Raw genomic sequence first — 16231 nt, 5'->3', positions numbered from 1 at the left:
ATCAATTCGATGAGCTGCTTGGTTTTGCCGGAACCCTTCATGCCCATAATCAATCTAACCATAGTAAAACACTCCTGTCATTTTAAATTGCCTTGGCCTTGTTTTCAGGATACCATACTCCGCCAAAAAAAACAATGCAAAAAACCAAATTTGATAATTGTTTACAGAATCCCAGCCGCCGCCATCCTCCGTTTGGTCTCCGGAACTTCCGGCGGCAAAAGAGAGCGAATCCGCGCCCGGCACGCCTCCACCCCCGGACAGGAGAGAGGGTCCGCGTCCAGCAGGCAGGCGGACAGGCCCCCTGCGTATTGGAAAAAGTACAGCAGGCTCCCCAGGGTCTCCGCCGTCCTGGCTCCGGGGCGGAGCATGAGATTGGGCACTCCCCGCTCTGTATGGGCCCTCATGGTTCCGTCCATCACCGCCTCCCGAAGGCCGGCCAGACCGTCTTCCGATTCTTCGTCCAAACGCACCACGGTCTCCAGAAAGAGCCTGGGGCCGTCCTGAACACACTGCCCCAACGTGTGGAAGGAGCGGCTGTAATCCACTGCGACGGGAAAGAGGACCCGGCCCTCCTTTCCCTCGGCGGCGGCGAAGAGCTGGGCCGCCCACTCCAACAGAGGGCCAAGAGCGGAGTCCCAGCAGCACAGCAGCTCCACGGCAAAGCCGGAGCGGCACAGCTGACGGCGGACGGCAGCGTACCGCCAGGCCGGATTTTCGAAGGAGGAGGCCCGGCACCGCCGCCGCATCTCCGCCGCCCCCCGCAGGACTGCTGCCGCGTCTACCCCCAGCGCCTCCATCGGCAGCAGTCCGGCAGCCGTGAGAAGGCCGAAGCCGCTGTTTTCCCCCGGCTCCGCCCCCAGGTCCCCGGCTGTGAGGACGTACCGTTCCGCCTCCTCCCCATACCGCTCCTCCAGCGTCTGCCGAAGCAGGCGGAAGGCCGGGGACTCCCGCCCTCCGGCAGCGCAGAGCGCCACGCTTCCATTGGCCGCCAGCTCCACCGCATCCCGCAGCTCCTCCGGCCCGGGCAGGCCGCTGAGCAGCCGGACGCGGGCTCCCTCCCGGTCCGCCGGCACGCCGGCGAAGGCCGCCGCCCCCCGGATTCCCTCCCGCAGGCCGCCGCCGTCCACCAACACCAGCGTCCGCCCCTGGGCCCGAACACTCTCCGCCAAAGCACGGAGACGGAGCGGCGCCATCCGCTCCTCCGGCAGACGGACCCAGTCCGGACGGCCGCCGCCGCTCCACAGCTTGTCCTGCGCCCGCTTCAGCCGGGGGGCCATGGCCTCCTCATAGGGCAGGGGCAAAAAGCGCTTGATCTCAAACAGCTCCACCATCATATGTATCATCCTTTCTCCGGCAGCAAAACGCTCCAGCCTGACGGGAGTCCGTCAGGCTGGAGTATAGCACGGCCAGGAGGAGAAACCTGTCGCAGGGCATCGAAGGGCTCAGCCGCTCAGGCACGCCGTCCGCAGCAGACGCAGCAGCATCTGCCCGTAGGTGACCCGGGGAACCTCCTCCCCCGCCAGCAGCGGAATCTCCGCCACCATCTCCTGGCCGGAGGAGACGGTGAGGGTCCCCAGCCGATCCCCCAGGGCCACAGGGGCGGGGACCGATCCCTCCAGCGTCACGGACTGGATCAGGTTCCCGGCCTTGGCCTTCTCCAGCAGCAGCGTGCTCCCCTCTCCCAGCACCGGCTGGACGGTGGCCTGGGCCCCCAGCTCCACCGGAATGGGCGGAAGGGCCTGTTCCGGGACGATCTTCCGCAGCGCGTAGGAGGCGAAGCCGTAATTCAGGAGGGTCTGCGCGTCCTCAAAGCGCTGGGCAGAGGTGGCTCCCTTCATGATGACAGCGATGAGCTCCATGCCCTCCCGCTCCGCCGTGGCGGAGAGACAGTAGCGCGCGCTGTCGGTGGAGCCGGTCTTAAGGCCCGTGGCCCCCTCGTAGAAGCGGACCAGACGGTTGGTGTTCACCAGCTGAGACTCTCCGCCCCGCAGCGTGTCCATCCAGATGGTGGTGTACTGCCGGATGTCGGAATGGTGCAAAATCAGCTCCCGGCTCATAAGGGCGATGTCGTGGGCGGAGGTAACATGCCCTGCCGCAGGAAGGCCGGTGGCGTTTTTAAAAACCGTGTCCTGCATGCCAAGCTCCGCCGCCCGGGCGTTCATCCGCTCCACAAAGGCGTCCTCGCTGCCCGCCACGGCCTCCGCCAGGGCTACGGCGCAGTCGTTGGCGGAGACCACGCAGACCGCCTTCATCATGTCGCTGACGCTGAGCTGCTCGTTCTCCTTCAGCCAGATTTGGGACCCGCCCATGGAACAGGCGTGGGCGGAGGCGGTAATCATGGTATCATAGCTCAGCTGGCCGCTGTCCACGGCCTCCATGGTCAAAAGCAGCGTCATGACCTTGGTAACGCTGGCGGGCTCCAGCACGGCGTGCTCATCCTTGGCAAAGAGAACGGTTCCCGTCTCCTTCTCCATCAGCAGCGCCGAGGGCGCGGACACCTCCACAGCCCGGACGCCGGTGGCCAGCAGCAGCACGGCCCCCAGCAGCGCGATTCCCTTTTTCATAATGATCCCCCTTCTGCTTGTCGCTTGTCTCTTTAGCCTATGAGGCCAGAGGGACATTCATGCGTTGTCCCCGGCGCGAAAGTCTTTGACCGGAGGGGGAAACTGTGCTATGCTGGTCCTATCCAATTATAAGAAAGAGGGAATCCTTATGTCGTCTCCCATCCCCTTTGGCGTCATGCCCGACGGAACCCCCGTGGAACGCTACACCCTGACTGCCGGAGACCTCCGCTGCGGCGTCATCACCTTCGGCGGCTCTCTCCAGTCCCTTCAGGTCCCGGACCGGACGGGAAAACCCGTGGACGTGCTTCTGGGCTTTGACACGCTGGAGCCCTATCGAACCCATGGCAAATCCATGGGAGCCCTGGTGGGCCGCTTCGCCAACCGCATCGGCGGGGCGAAGTTCACCCTGAACGGCAAGACCTATCACCTGGCCGCCAACAACAACGGCGTGAACCACCTCCACGGCGGTCTGGTGGGCTTCAACAAGCGCGTCTGGACGGCGGAGGCCGCCGGGGACCATTCCCTGACCCTCTCCCTGTCCAGCCCCGACGGTGAGGAGGGCTATCCCGGAAATCTGACGGTCCGCGTTACCTACACCCTGACGGAGGAGGGGCTGACCATCGCATACCAGGCCCAAAGCGACCAGGACACCGTCTGCAACCTGACCAATCACGCCTATTTCAATCTCTCCGGCCACGACAGCGGCCCTGTTCTGGATCAGACCATCCAGCTGCTGGCGGACCATTACACTCCCTCGGACCCCCTGTCCATTCCCACCGGGGAAATTGCCCCGGTGGCGGGCACCCCTATGGACCTCCGCGTTCCCACCACCATCGGCGCCCACATCGGCGAGGATTTTTCCCAGCTTCGCCAGGCGGGGGGCTATGACCACAACTGGATTCCCAACGGCCAGGCAGGAACGCTCCGCCCCATTGCCCGGGCCGCCTCCGCCGTCACCGGCATCTCCATGGAGGTTCTCTCCACCCTTCCCGGCGTTCAGTTTTACACCGGGAATTATCTCCAGGGCTCCCCGGCCGGGAAGGGCGGCGCTCCCTACGCAAACCGCTGGGGCTTCTGCCTGGAGACCCAGTTCTTCCCCGACTCCCCCAACCGCGAAGCATTCCCCTCCTGCGTTCTTCGGGCCGGGGAGGTTTTCTCCCACAAGGCGGTCTTCCGCTTTTCTGCCGGTTGAGAGGACGTCTTCCGGCAAGTTTAATGGAGACTTAGCGGCCGGAGAGGCTGCAAGACGGCATTTTTAACAAGGCTGTCCATATTTTTTTGACACATTGCCAAAAATCAGGGGTTCTTCCCCTGATTTTTGTCGTCTCTGTTTCTTGACTATTACCGGCGGTGGTGCTATCTTACAACATCATATATAATAATAGAGGTATCGCATTATGGAAATTCTGATCTGTCTCTCCGCCGCCCTGATCGGGGGGCTTTTGCTGTCCCGGCTGGCCAAGCGGGTCCAGCTGCCCGCCGTCACGGCCTACCTGATTGCGGGACTGCTGCTGGGCCCCTTCTGCATAGGCGCGCTGCATATCAGCGGCTTGGGCTTTTCCTCCATGGAGGCGGTGGAGCAGCTGAACATTCTCTCCCAGGTGGCCCTGGGCTTTATTGCCTTCACCATCGGCAACGAGTTTCGGGTAAGCCAGCTGAAAACCATGGGCCGCCAGGCCATTGTGGTGGGCATTTTGCAGGCCGTGACCGCCACGGCGCTGGTGGATCTGGCCCTGATTCTGCTGCACCTTGTCCGTCCGGAGATCATCTCGATCTCCTCCGCCATCACCCTGGGCTCTATTGCCGCCGCCACCGCCCCCGCCGCCACGCTGATGGTGGTCCGGCAGTACAAGGCTGACGGCCCCATGACAAAGCTCCTTTTGATGGTGGTGGCCATTGACGATGCGGTGGGGCTGGTGCTCTTCTCCGCCTCCTTCGGCGTGGCCGTCGCCCTGGAGAGCGGCGCGGTCAGCGTGGTCACCGTATTGGTGGAGCCGGTGGTGGAGATCGTGTTCTCCCTGGCTCTGGGTCTGGCAGCGGGCCTGGCTCTCTATTGGGTGGAACAGTTTTTCCACTCCCGCAGCAAGCGCCTGTCCATCTCCATCGGCTTCGTCCTGCTGACGGCGGGCCTTTCCATGAAGGAGTTCGAGATCGGCGGCATCCACTGCGGCTTTTCCCTGTTGCTGGTGTGCATGATGACGGGCACCCTGTTCTGCAACATCTGCGATTTCTCCGAGGAGCTGATGTCCCGTGTGGACAGCTGGACCGCGCCGCTGTTCGTGCTGTTCTTCGTTCTCTCCGGCGCGGAGCTGGACCTGTCCGTGCTGCGGAATCCCTCCGTGCTGCTGATTGGCGCGGTCTACATTCTCGTCCGGTCGGCCGGCAAATATCTGGGAACCTATGGCAGCTGCGCCCTGACCGGCTGCGACAAGAAAATCCAGAAGCACCTGGGCATCACCCTGCTCCCTCAGGCCGGCGTGGCTCTGGGCATGGCCATTACCGCACAGAATCTGGCCGACGGCGCCATGGTGCGGAGCGTGGTCCTGTTCTCGGTCCTGATCTATGAGCTGGTGGGTCCGACGCTGACCAAACGCGCCCTTCTGGCCGCCGGAGAAATCAATCCGGAGGGACAGACCTCCGCCCGAAAGAAAAATATCTGAGGCGTACCGAGAAGATGAAACACCCCCGCCCGGCCAGCCGGGGCGGGGGTGTTCTTATCCGTTCAGGGCCTCCTCCTGGAGTCTGTCAAATTCCGCCATGCACTCCTCCACTGTCGCACCCTCCAGCAGCTGCCGCACAATCAAACAGGTATTTCCCCACTGCTCCACCTTCATTCCCGCATTGGAGCCCAGGACATAGACCCCCTCCTGAATCCGGTCGTTCAAGGGCTTCAGGGCCGGCACGCACTCCACCTCCACATTCTTGGACGGAGAGATCACCCGGTTGATCTCCGCATAGGCCTGAAGCGCCTCGTCGGAGAGCATGGCGTCCAGGGTGCGCTTTGCGTCCTCCGCGTGTTCCGCGCCGGAGCCAATCGCAAAGCCCGTCATGGGCATCACCGGCATCTGTCCCCATCTGCTGGGAAATCCGATGACCTGGAGCTGAAAATCCGTGTCTCCATAGGCGGTATCCGTGTTGGCCGCCCCCCAATAGGCCATGACGATGGGCGTCTTCTGGGCCAGGAAATCCGCGCCTTCCCCCTCGATCGCCTCGCTGACCAGGGCCTTTTCCGCGTCAATATAGCCGCGGTCTATCAGCTCCTGAAGAAACGCAAAACCGGGACGCATATAATCGCTGTACTTCCGCTCGCCGCGGTTCAGCGCTGCAATCTCCGCCTCCGTATTCCCACCGTTATACAAATCCGCGTAGGCCTGCGCCAGAACAAAGGTCTCCAGCCACCAGCGGTTGGCGCCCACCGGGGTCTCATATCCGTTTTCCTGAAACACGCGGCAGCAGTTCAAAAACTCCTCCGGCGTCTCCGGCAGAGAGAGCTGGAAGCGGTCGAACAGGTCCTGGTTGATAAACAGACCATAGGCCACCACCTCCTGGGGAATTGCCACCAGCCTGCCGTCGACCATATTCGCCGTCTTGATGATCTCCCGGAGATTCTTCACGCAGTCCAGCCCGGACAGGTCCATCAGCGCCCCTTCGCCGCCCAGGGTCAAAATGGTATCCGGATTCAGCAGATACATGTCGTCCACATTGTTCCGCACCCTGTCCAGGGACACGTCGTCATAGGTCTTATCCTGACAGTCCTCCGCCGTATAGGTCTTGTACGCCACGGTGATCCCCAGTTTTTCCTCCGCCATGGCAACCGTCGTGTCCAGCGCGTTTCTCGCCGTGCTTTCCGCGTCCGGTTCGGTCTTTTCCATGGGACTGAAGAGGTTTACATTCCGCTCCTCCCTCTCCTCGGAAACAATCAGGTTTTCATCGAGCTCCCCGACGCCGCAGGCCGCCAGCGCCGGCAGAAGCGCCGCCGCCAGCAAAACCGCCGCCAGTCTCAAAGAGACGCTCTTTCTGTCCCTTCTCATACCCTATTCCCCTTCTCTTGTATGCTGTCGGATAACCTGCTTCAAAAGTTCCACATCCAGCGGTTTGGGCACATGCGCATCCATGCCCGCGTCCAACGCCGCCTTCTCATCCTCCGCGAAGGCGTTGGCCGTCATGGCGATGATGGGAATCCGTCCTCCCCTGCTCTTCTCCAAAGCCCGAATGGCCCTGGCCGCGCTGTATCCGTTCATCATCGGCATCTGGACGTCCATTAAAATCGCGTCAAACTCGCCTTCGGCGGCCCGCTCATAGCGCTCCACCGCCAACTGGCCGTTTTCCACGATCTCACAGCCAGCCCCCTCTATCTCCAGCAGCTCCGCCAGAATCTCGGCGTTGATCTCATTGTCCTCGGCGGCGAGAAAGTGCATGCCCTCCAGGCTGTTCTGTTCCGCGCCGTCCGCCGGCGTTCCCTTTTGCATCTCCAGAACCTTCTCCTGAAGCGCGGAGACAAAAAAGGGCTTTACCAGGACTCCCGTACGGCTCAGCCGGAGCGCTTCCTCCGTTCCCTCCGCGTCGTAATCCGCAAGGATCAGCAACAGCGCCGTCTCCGGCAGGGCCTGACGGAGACGCTCCGCCGCCTGAATACCCACTTCCGGCGGCTCCCACGCCAAAATCAGCAGCTGCCAGCGCTGCGCGTCCTCCTGGAGCAGATTCAGCGCCTCTTCGACGCAGGAGACGGCGTCCGTCTGCACTCCAGTATCGTTCAGCAGCGTCTGTATGGTCTCCCGGGCTTTCCCGTTGCTGTTCACCGTCAAAATATGGCGGATGCCCTGCTCCTCCCAGAGCTGCCGGTCCGACTGTCCCTCCGGGATACGGAATTCCAGCTCCACCTGGAACAAGCTGCCCTTGTTCACCTCGCTGAACACCTCAATGGTCCCGCCCATCAGTTCCACAATGCTCTTGGTGATCGCCATGCCCAGTCCCGTGCCTTGGACTTTATTGGTTGTGCTGTTTTCCGCCCGGCTGAAGGCGTCGAAAATCGTCTCCAGATACTCCGGCGTCATTCCGTACCCGTTGTCCTCCACCTCGATGCGGATATGCTCGTACTGGCTGGAACGCTGCTTCAGCCCCAGAATGCGGAACCAGATGACGCCGCCCTCCTGTGTGTACTTCACGGCGTTGGAGAGGAGGTTCAGCAGAATCTGATTCAGCCGTGTCTCGTCCCCCACCAGATGCTCATGCTTGACTCCCGTCACCTCCACATGAAGGCTCTGCTGCCGCGCCTTGGCCATGGGCTGGATGATCGCCTCCACCGAGGACACCACATCGTTCAGCGTAAAGCTCTCATACGTCAGCACAACCTTGCCGCTCTCAATCTTGGAGACGTCCAGAATGTCGTTGATCAGGCTGAGCAGATGCTGGCCGGACGCCATGATTTTCTTGGTGTAGTCCCGCACCTTGGCCGGATTGTCCGCGTCCATGGACAGCAGCGTCGTGAAGCCCAGAACCGCGTTTATCGGCGTGCGGATATCGTGGGACATGTTGGAGAGGAAGGTGGTTTTGGAGTTGTTGGCGATCTGCGCGGCCCGCAGGGCCTCCGCCAGCTGCCTGCTGTGGAGTTCCCGCTCCGCCTCCCGCTCCATGCGGATTTTGTTCTGCTGCCTCTGGTTAAAGTAATACAGCACGCAGCACAGGGAGAAGGCCGCCAGCATCACCGCCACAACCAGGAAGATATTGTGATTGACGGTCCTTCCCTCCTGCTGAATGGCCTCCACCGGAACATAGCCGACCAGATAGAGCGTTCCGCCGTTCACCGGCCACATGTAATTCAGCGCATGGACGTCCCGTATATTGTGATAAAACAGGATGCTCTTTCCGTCCTTCAGACAGTCCTCCACTTCCGCTCGAAGCTCCTGGTCCTCAATGCTGTTGGCCCGGTAGAAATCCTCCAGATTCAGGTGCCCCGCGCTCCGCATTCCCATTCCCTTCGGCTTGAGCACAAAGCGCTGGCTCTTGGCGTCCATAATATAAAGCGCCGCCTGCTTGTTGTAAAATCCGTCCGGAAGCGACTGGTCCAGGAAATCATAGGTATACTCCGCATACAGCGTTCCGATTTCCTCTCCGTTTTTTTCGACGGGGCATTTCATGGAATACGCCCAGGTTCCCATATAGTTCAGATAGGACTTGGAAACCGGCAGACCGCTGATCGTCCCGCCGGCGGAAAAATCCAGCTCCCCGGCGGAAAACGCCTCTCCCGTATTGGAGACGCCGCTCTCCTCCCCCAGAAAGGTGAAGGACAGCTTCACCATCATCTGATTCTTTTCATAGGAACGGACGTATTCCTCCGGGTCCTCCATCGCTCCGGCCTCCCGGGCGGCGATTTGCTGAAACTCCGCCTCATTACGCAAAATTGCCTCAATGGTGCTTTTAATCAGGCCCAGACTCTCGCTTACATTTTGAATGGCGGAGGCGGACATCTCCCGCGAGATTTCCTGTGCAACGGAAAAAACCACCGCTCCCAAGACACAAAAAACCAGTATGATGGAAAGAAACAGAGAAATCCCTCTGTTTTTTATGTTCTTCTGTATCCTCATTTCCGTTCCTCTTTTCGCGCGCTCGCCATACTCGCCTGGTGCGCATATGCGCATACTTATGATATTATATCAGTTTCTTCCTTTTTGTGTCAATACGGCGGCAGCTGCGGACACAGAAATCCGGCTTGTGCCAACGGGCAAAATGTGATATCGTGATAGAAAAACGGCGGTTTTCCCGGACAATTCCGCTCCTCTGACTGCGATATCGAAAATGTTATGTTCTCATTGATATACTTGGATGACGATTCGATTCCGGAACTGATCATCCTGGACCGATATTATAAATAGGCGCTCCGCAGCCGCAAAGCCCTCCGGGCGGCAGGTCTTGGTCCTCCCGGCGTGGGCCCGCTTGATGGCGGAAACGTCCCGGGCGGGTTCCAGACCCAGTGTGGTCCAAATTCCATCCATTCCGCCTTGCCTCCTCAGTCCAGTTCATGTACCAGCGCCGACCTCAGCTCCTCATAGGGTGTCCGCAGCTCCGAAAACTGTCCGGGCTGGCGCAGAACCGGCTCCGTGTTGTCAATGTCGTCCAGCAACAGGTCCAAACCGTTCCGCAGCCGCTTGGGGTCCTCATGGACCAGACACGCGGGAAGGGCACGGCCCAGAAACCATCGGGGCTCGTCCGAAGCGTAGGCCAGAGCCCGCCGGTCCCCGTCCTGGAGCCAGAACAGCATGTAGCTTCCCTGGTCCCGCAGGAGAATCAGATGCCGCAGCTCTGTTCCGCCCTCCGCCGCCGGGAAGGTCCAGCTGATTCGTATCCGCTCCAGCTTTCCCATCATGAAGTGGACCAATCCGTCCGCCACAAGGCCGTAGGTCCCGCCTTTCAGCGCCGCTGCGGTCCGCCCGCCATGGAGGTCCACCGTCTCCAGCTCCGAGGCGGCGCGGCTGAGGACAAACTTACTCAGATAGTAGTTCCGGCCCCGCTTCTGCGGAACGCCCCCCAGCTTCTGCTGCGCTATGAGGACCTTGTGTTTGGCATCGTGGCGGCTCACATCGCAGCTCCAAAGCCAGCCGCCCGGACCGCCGCTCTCCAGCTGCCCCCAGCCCATCTGGCCCAGGACCAGGTCTATGTCCCGAAGAAGGTCCCGGGCGCTGTGGAAGACGGAATACTCCGCCAGCTTTCCCATGCCGAAGGGCACATATACGATGTCGCCGCAATCCACGGTCCGGTACGCCTCGGCGTCGGCCAGCAGGGCGTACCAGTTCTCCCCCCGGCCAAAGCTGTTTTCGAAGTAGAGGCAGGCGTATTGGTCCCCGTCCCGGCGGAGTACCAGACGGCCCTGGGACCACTCCATCTCCAAGCGGTCCAACTCGCCTTGGGAGAAACGGTACAGCAGGGCGGAAAGGGCCTCTCCGGTCACCAGGGCCTCTTGTGGAATGGGTTCTGCCTCCGGCGGCTCCTTCTCCTCCAGGACCCGCCGCACCTTGGCCAGCGCCTCCTCCATCTCCGGCGGAATCTCCTCCATCTCCGCCCACTTCTCCAGCAGCGCCGCGGCGTCCGGCTTCGGGTCGGGTCTCAGGAGGTCCATATGGGTCAGGCTCTCCTCCGCTCCCCCGGCAGGTGTGTAGTAGATGCGCCATGGCAGTTCCCGCAGGCGGGAGAGATCGAAAAACCGGGGGTCCGTCAGCTCCACCAGCCGCTGCCGGGCCGCCTCCAGGCCGCCGTCCGCAGTAAAACGAATCTGGGGAGAATGGCTAGCTCTCTCCGCAGGGCCGGACGCCGCCCTCCAGGTCCCGTCGGGGTCCGGAAGCAGATGCTCCTGGATTCTCCGCCCGGAGAAGGTCTGCCGGTAAATGGTCACCGGCTCCCCTTCGGACCACCCGGCGGTGTAGAGCCTCCCTCCGCCCTCCATGGACAGCTCCAGAGGAAATGCCTCCTCCGGCGGGACCGCCTCTCCGGTCTCCCGGTTCAGAGGCAGTCGGCACACATGGCCCGCAAGACACCGGGCGATCAGAGCCCGGTCGCTCTCCGGCACAGGCAGATAGTCCAGACGGCGGAAAATCTCCCGGCTCACCATGTCAAAGTCTCCATAAGCCGCCGCCGTGATGGGCAGAAGAAGAGCAAACCAGTCCCCGCTCTCCTGGGCCGTCTGCTCCCAGGTAAGGCAGGGACGGTATACCGGCTTTCCGTTCACCTGGTACTCCAGGTGCATAGGATAGCAGGCAATCTCCACCAGCCCCATGGCCGCCGCCAGAATCCGGGGCGTTCCGTCCGCCCGCTCGGTAAAACGGCGGCTCCAGCCCTCCTGGTAGGGCAGGTACTTCTCCAAGTATTTGAGCAAGGGCGTCCCGGTCTCCGGGTCCCGGGCAGTATAAAAGGCGGTGTTGAGCCACCAGCGGAAAAAGGGCCGGTAACACAGCCGCACCCACTCATAATAGGGGATGCCCTCCGGGTCCGCGCGGCTGTCCTCCCGGCTCCAGCGTTTCGCCTCGCAGAACCGGAGGTCTCCCTCCAGCCCGGAGATTACTTCCTGTGCCCGGGGGATGTCCGCATGCTCCCGATAGTACTCCAGCATCCGGCGGACCAGCGTTTCCCCCATGCCCTCCCGCCGCCAGGGGGAGGCGGTTAAAAGCTGCTCCTCCAGGAACCGGGGCACCGGCAGGGCTCTTTGCATCTCCGGGCTTTCAAACAGGGCCTGGGACTCTGCCGGTTCCGACGCCGGGTCAGCCTTGATGCGCTTCAAGAACGCCTCCAGATTCCGGTTCAGCTGGAGGAAGTTCACCGGGGTCTCCCCGTTGATTCCCGGCACCCGCCGGATAGCCAGCTCCCGGATGGGACCATAGAGGACTTTCGCCCGGCCCATGACGGCGCTTTTCAGGTCCAGCCTCCGCCACGCGGACCGGTAGACCTCCTCCGGCAGGTCCTCCCTTTGCAAAAAGTGGATGAACACCCGGAGTCCGGCGGGGTGGCGCTCGCAGTCCGGCGTCACCCGCTGTTCGCAGCGCTCTCGGATATAGGCGGGGGAATAACGGTTCAGCACCTGCCGGAAAGCCTCTATGGCCTCCTGGTTCCAGCGCCCCGCGCCGGCGAGACGGGTCAGGTGCCGGTAATCCAGAAAGCTTTGTAAAATGGCGAACTCGTTGCCCTTGGGCTTCTTGGGTACGGGTCCCAGGGCGGCAATCTGGAGGATGTCCTTCAGCCCCTCAAAGGTCTGCCCCTCTCCGCCGGAGAATTGATACGCCACGTTCAGCCAGGTCAGGCACTCTTTATTGGGCTGGAAGTCCGGCTGGAGTTTCCGGACCTTCCGCAAAAGCAGCGACGTGAACCGGGGGTCCCAGGCGGCGTCCAGAAAGGCGCCGGAGGTAACGTAATCCATCCACATGGCCGGGTTTTTCCGTTGTTTCCCGGTATAGAGGTCCAGAAACTTCGTAATGGCCTCGCCGCCCTCATAGGGGTTGGGGCCCTCGTCCTCCCGCTCTTGCAGGTCCCAGCCCTGGTCCTCCGCCGGAGCGTCTTCCCCGTCCTCCGGGGCTTCCTCTCCATCCTTTGGGGACGGAGTCCCATCTCGTTTCACGATCTTCTCCGGAGAAAAGGCCGGCTCCTCCCGCTTCCCCCCGGCGCAGTCCAAGGCCGCCTGATAGGCCCGCCGCAGCCGGAGGAAACCCTCCGGGTCCTCCTCGGGGTGGCAGATCTTGGCCCGTTCCGCATAGGCGCGCTTGATGGCGGCCACATCCTCTGTGGGCGCAATCCCCAGGGCCGTCCAAATGGTATCCATCCCTCACTCCTCCGAATCCTCTTCAAACTCCTGGCCGAACTCCTCTTCCTCCGGTTCTCCGAACCAGATTCCGCTCTCCAGAGGGTCCTCCTCCACGGCGGCCTCCAGCATATCCAGCCGTTCCTTTATCCGGTCATAATCCCGCCGCCGCTGAATCCGGTCGCCGCAGTCCATCAGGTTCTTCCAATAGCCAATCAGTCCCGCGGCCATCTCCCGCCGCTGCCCGATGGTCTGGGTGTAGATTCGCAGAGCCCGCTCCAGCAGAAGCTGGTCCCTTTGGTCTCCCTGAGCCGCCAGCTGGATTTGACGGATGCGCTCCATGGCCTGGGCTTTTCCCTCCTCCGTCAGGTGCAGGTTGGGATTCAGAATCATCCGCTCCCGGAAGTCCCCGCCGCTGCTCTGGGCGCTGACATGGAGGATGCCGTCAATGTCATAGGTAAACGTCACCAGGGCGGACTGCTCTCCCGCCGGGCCGGGCGGCACCTGAACCTCCACCTCTCCCAGCTTCAGATTCTCCGAGGCGAAGTACCCCTCTCCCTGGTAGATTTCAAACCGCAGTCCCGTCTGGTTGTCGTTGAGGGTATAAAACTGCTCCTGGTGGCTGGCGGGGAGCATGCTGCTTCTTGGAATCAGGACCGCCATGTGGGGCGTCCGGTCGTCCCGGCGGCTGTAGGTGGAGACTCCCAGAGAGAAGGGGCACACGTCCGTCATCACCAGGTCCTGCAAATCCTCCGCCCGCTCCTTGATGCCCGCGCATAGCCCCACGCCCAGGGCTACGATTTCGTCCGGCGACACAGCCACATGGGGTCTCCGGCCAAAGAGTTCCTCCAGAAAATCAACAAACACCATCAGTTGGGCAGAACCGCCCACCAGAATCACGTCGTTGAGCCTGCCGCCCCGGCTGCGGTCCTTCATGGCCCGGGTGATGACCCCCCGGACCTTCTGGAACACCGGCCCGCAGAGCTGGCGCAAAAGCTCATTGGTCAGGACAAGGCCGTACCGCTTCTCCCCCTGCTGGAGGGAGATGGAGGCCGCCGGGGCGCTGGAGAGGGCGATCTTCGCCGTCTCCGCCTGGCGGTAGAGGGACGCCCGGAGAGCGGGAGCCAGATGTTCCTCCGTCAAGCCATTCTCCTGACAGAAGTGCGCCGCGATGGCCCGGTCGATGTCGTCCCCGCCCAGGCGGTTGTCCCCGGCAATGGCGGTGATCTCGATGATATTCTCAAAGCACTCCACGATGCTCACGTCCAAAGTTCCGCCGCCAAAGTCCACAATCATCATCTGGCAGTCGCCGGTCTGGGCGCTGTAACGGTGGTAGAGCGCGGCGGCGGAGGGCTCGTTGATGAGGCGCTTTACATTCAGCCCCGCCAGTTGGGCGGCCAGCTTCGTGGCGCAGCGCTGGTCGTCGTTGAAATAGGCCGGGACGCTGATGACGGCCTCCTCCACCGGCTCTCCAAGATACCGCTTCGCGTCCTCCAGCAGCTGGCGGAGGACCAGGGCGGACAGCTCTTCCGGCTTGAACTTCCGTTCGGCCAGGGTCAGCGTCTTCTCCGTGCCCATCCAGATTTTGAAGGAGGCGGCAGTGGCCTCCGGATGGGTCACCAGCCGCTCCTTCGCCGCCGCGCCCACCAGGACCGTTCCGTCTTCCAAAACGCTGACGGCGCTGCTGGTCTTGTACTCCCCCAGCTCGTTGGGTATCCGCTCCGCCCTGCCGCTGCGGTAGACGCAGGCCAGAGAGTTGGTAGTACCTAAATCAATGCCAATGATTGCCATCGTTCCTCCCCCTTTTTTTCATGTCTATTTGTTTGATTATAGCATCGTCTCCGGCCCAATTCAATCTGCTTGACCATGCTTTCTTGAAAAGAGATGCCAGCCCCCAACTTGACAAACCCAGCCGGAGAGTCTACTATAAACGCAGGAAAGCGCCGGCAGGCGCTGCTGAGCGGGAGGCGGTTTTGTGAAATATGCCAGGCGGATCCTCCATACGCTGCTGATGGCGGCGATGCTGAATTACATCCCCCTCTTTGTACTGATTTGCTTCGTAAGCGGCATAGCGGTCCCCTTTACTTTTTGGTGTTGGCTGCCGCTGTTGGCGGCGTTTTTTATAATCAACGTCCACCCTTTGCCAAAGACCGCTCCCACCAAGCGCATCCAGCGGCTGGCAGAGGGGACGGAACTGCTGCGGCTGTTCCTGGCAGATTTTTTGTGCTCGCTGGGTATTCAGATTGTTTTCTTGTGGGCGGTCACTTCCTTTGTGATTCCTGTCACAGGAAGCGGAAGGATGCCGTTACTGGCCGGCGCGCTTCTTGTTATGCTGGCTCTTCCCTTGTGCATCCTCTTTTGGAACGGCATGATCCGGGTCTACCTCACCTCGGTGCAGTTAGGGATAAAGCACCGGATTCTGGCGGCGCTGTGCGGGTGGATTCCCCTGGTGAATCTCTGGTACCTGGCAAAAATCATCCGCATCTGCGGGGACGAAGTGGAGTTTGAGACCCAGAAGTGGGAGCTGGATGAAGTCCGGGCAGAGAGCGAGGTCTGCAAGACAACCTATCCCATCCTGATGGTTCACGGCGTGTTTTTCCGGGACTTTCGCTACCTCAACTACTGGGGCCGCATCCCCAAGGAGCTGATCCGCAATGGAGCCACCGTTTACTACGGACAGCAGCAGTCCGCGGCGGCGGTGGAGGACAGCGGGAAGGAGCTGGCGGCGCGTATCCGGCAGATCGTGGAGGAGACCGGCTGCGGCAAGGTGAACATCATCGCCCACTCCAAGGGCGGGCTGGACAGCCGGGCCGCCATTGCCCACTGCGGGATGGCCCCTTATGTGGCGACCCTGACCACCATCAACACCCCTCACCGGGGCTGTATCTTTGCCGAGTACCTGCTGGGCAAAGTGCCGGAGGCTGCCCGGCAGAAGATCGCGGCGGCCTACAACGCCGCCATGAAGCGGGTGGGCGACCCTAATCCGGACTTTTTGGCGGCGGTGACCGATCTGATGGAGAGCGCGTGTCTGGCCCGGAACAACGTGACCCCCGACGCCCCCGGCGTGGTGTACGAGAGCGTCATGTCCTACTGCAAGAAGGCCCAGCACGGCAAGTTCCCGCTGAATATGACCTACCCCATTGTGAAGCACTTCGACGGCCTCAACGACGGGCTGGTGTCGGTGGAATCCGCCAAGTGGGGCGAGACGTTCACCCTCCTGGAACCGGAGGGCAAGCGGGGTATCTCCCACGGCGACGTGGTGGATTTGAACCGGGAGAACATTCGGGGCTTTGATGTGCGGGAGTTCTATGTGAAGCTGGTTGCGGATTTGAAGCGCCGGGGATATTGAGCTACAGGCAAACGGACGGTTCCGCAGGCCGGACCAGGG

The 16231-nt window shown here is 61.8% G+C and carries 10 protein-coding genes; 3 read left to right on the top strand and 7 right to left on the bottom strand.

Annotated features, from left to right (window positions below; translation table 11 throughout):
- Positions 1-161: 161 nt before the first annotated feature.
- Together QZ329_RS06510 and QZ329_RS06505 are read right to left on the bottom strand one after the other, a co-directional pair.
- Positions 162-1334 carry a hypothetical protein gene (locus tag QZ329_RS06510; protein ID WP_295749955.1) on the bottom strand — a complete coding sequence of 391 codons (1173 nt, stop codon included), beginning with the start codon at positions 1332-1334 and terminating at the stop codon, positions 162-164.
- 108 nt (positions 1335-1442) lie between these two features.
- Positions 1443-2564, bottom strand: coding sequence for a D-alanyl-D-alanine carboxypeptidase family protein (locus tag QZ329_RS06505; protein ID WP_295749953.1), 1122 nt, complete (start codon positions 2562-2564; stop codon positions 1443-1445).
- A 148-nt stretch (positions 2565-2712) separates the two neighbouring features.
- On the opposite strand from QZ329_RS06505, the gene QZ329_RS06500 reads away from it, so the two are divergent.
- Positions 2713-3756, top strand: coding sequence for an aldose epimerase family protein (locus QZ329_RS06500; protein ID WP_295749952.1), 1044 nt, complete (start codon positions 2713-2715; stop codon positions 3754-3756).
- A gap of 205 nt (positions 3757-3961) precedes the next feature.
- Complete coding sequence (locus QZ329_RS06495) at positions 3962-5224, top strand: cation:proton antiporter (RefSeq protein WP_295749943.1); 1263 nt, start codon at positions 3962-3964, stop codon at positions 5222-5224.
- 54 nt (positions 5225-5278) lie between these two features.
- Here the strand turns inward: QZ329_RS06495 and QZ329_RS06490 are convergent, their stop codons facing one another.
- From QZ329_RS06490 to QZ329_RS06470, 5 genes are all read right to left on the bottom strand, one after another.
- Positions 5279-6595 carry an extracellular solute-binding protein gene (locus QZ329_RS06490; protein WP_295749915.1) on the bottom strand — a complete coding sequence of 439 codons (1317 nt, stop codon included), beginning with the start codon at positions 6593-6595 and terminating at the stop codon, positions 5279-5281.
- 3 nt (positions 6596-6598) lie between these two features.
- Positions 6599-9031 carry a response regulator gene (locus QZ329_RS06485; RefSeq protein ID WP_365351561.1) on the bottom strand — a complete coding sequence of 811 codons (2433 nt, stop codon included), beginning with the start codon at positions 9029-9031 and terminating at the stop codon, positions 6599-6601.
- A gap of 339 nt (positions 9032-9370) precedes the next feature.
- Positions 9371-9556, bottom strand: coding sequence for a hypothetical protein (locus tag QZ329_RS06480; protein ID WP_295749891.1), 186 nt, complete (start codon positions 9554-9556; stop codon positions 9371-9373).
- 14 nt (positions 9557-9570) lie between these two features.
- Positions 9571-12864: a hypothetical protein gene (locus tag QZ329_RS06475; RefSeq protein WP_295749880.1), complete on the bottom strand. Its 3294-nt coding sequence runs from the start codon at positions 12862-12864 to the stop codon at positions 9571-9573.
- Positions 12865-12867: 3 nt separating this feature from the next.
- On the bottom strand, positions 12868-14634 hold the full coding sequence (locus QZ329_RS06470) for an Hsp70 family protein (protein ID WP_295749876.1): 1767 nt from the start codon (positions 14632-14634) through the stop codon (positions 12868-12870).
- Between the two features lie 184 nt (positions 14635-14818).
- Here QZ329_RS06470 and QZ329_RS06465 point away from each other — a divergent pair, with 184 nt between their 5' ends.
- Positions 14819-16192: a triacylglycerol lipase gene (locus QZ329_RS06465; RefSeq protein WP_295749875.1), complete on the top strand. Its 1374-nt coding sequence runs from the start codon at positions 14819-14821 to the stop codon at positions 16190-16192.
- Positions 16193-16231: the final 39 nt, after the last annotated feature.

The organism is uncultured Oscillibacter sp., from assembly GCF_910579365.1.
Classification (GTDB): domain Bacteria; phylum Bacillota; class Clostridia; order Oscillospirales; family Oscillospiraceae; genus Oscillibacter.
Note: the sequence above shows the minus strand (reverse complement) of the source record. Positions and strands in the feature narration are given on the sequence as shown.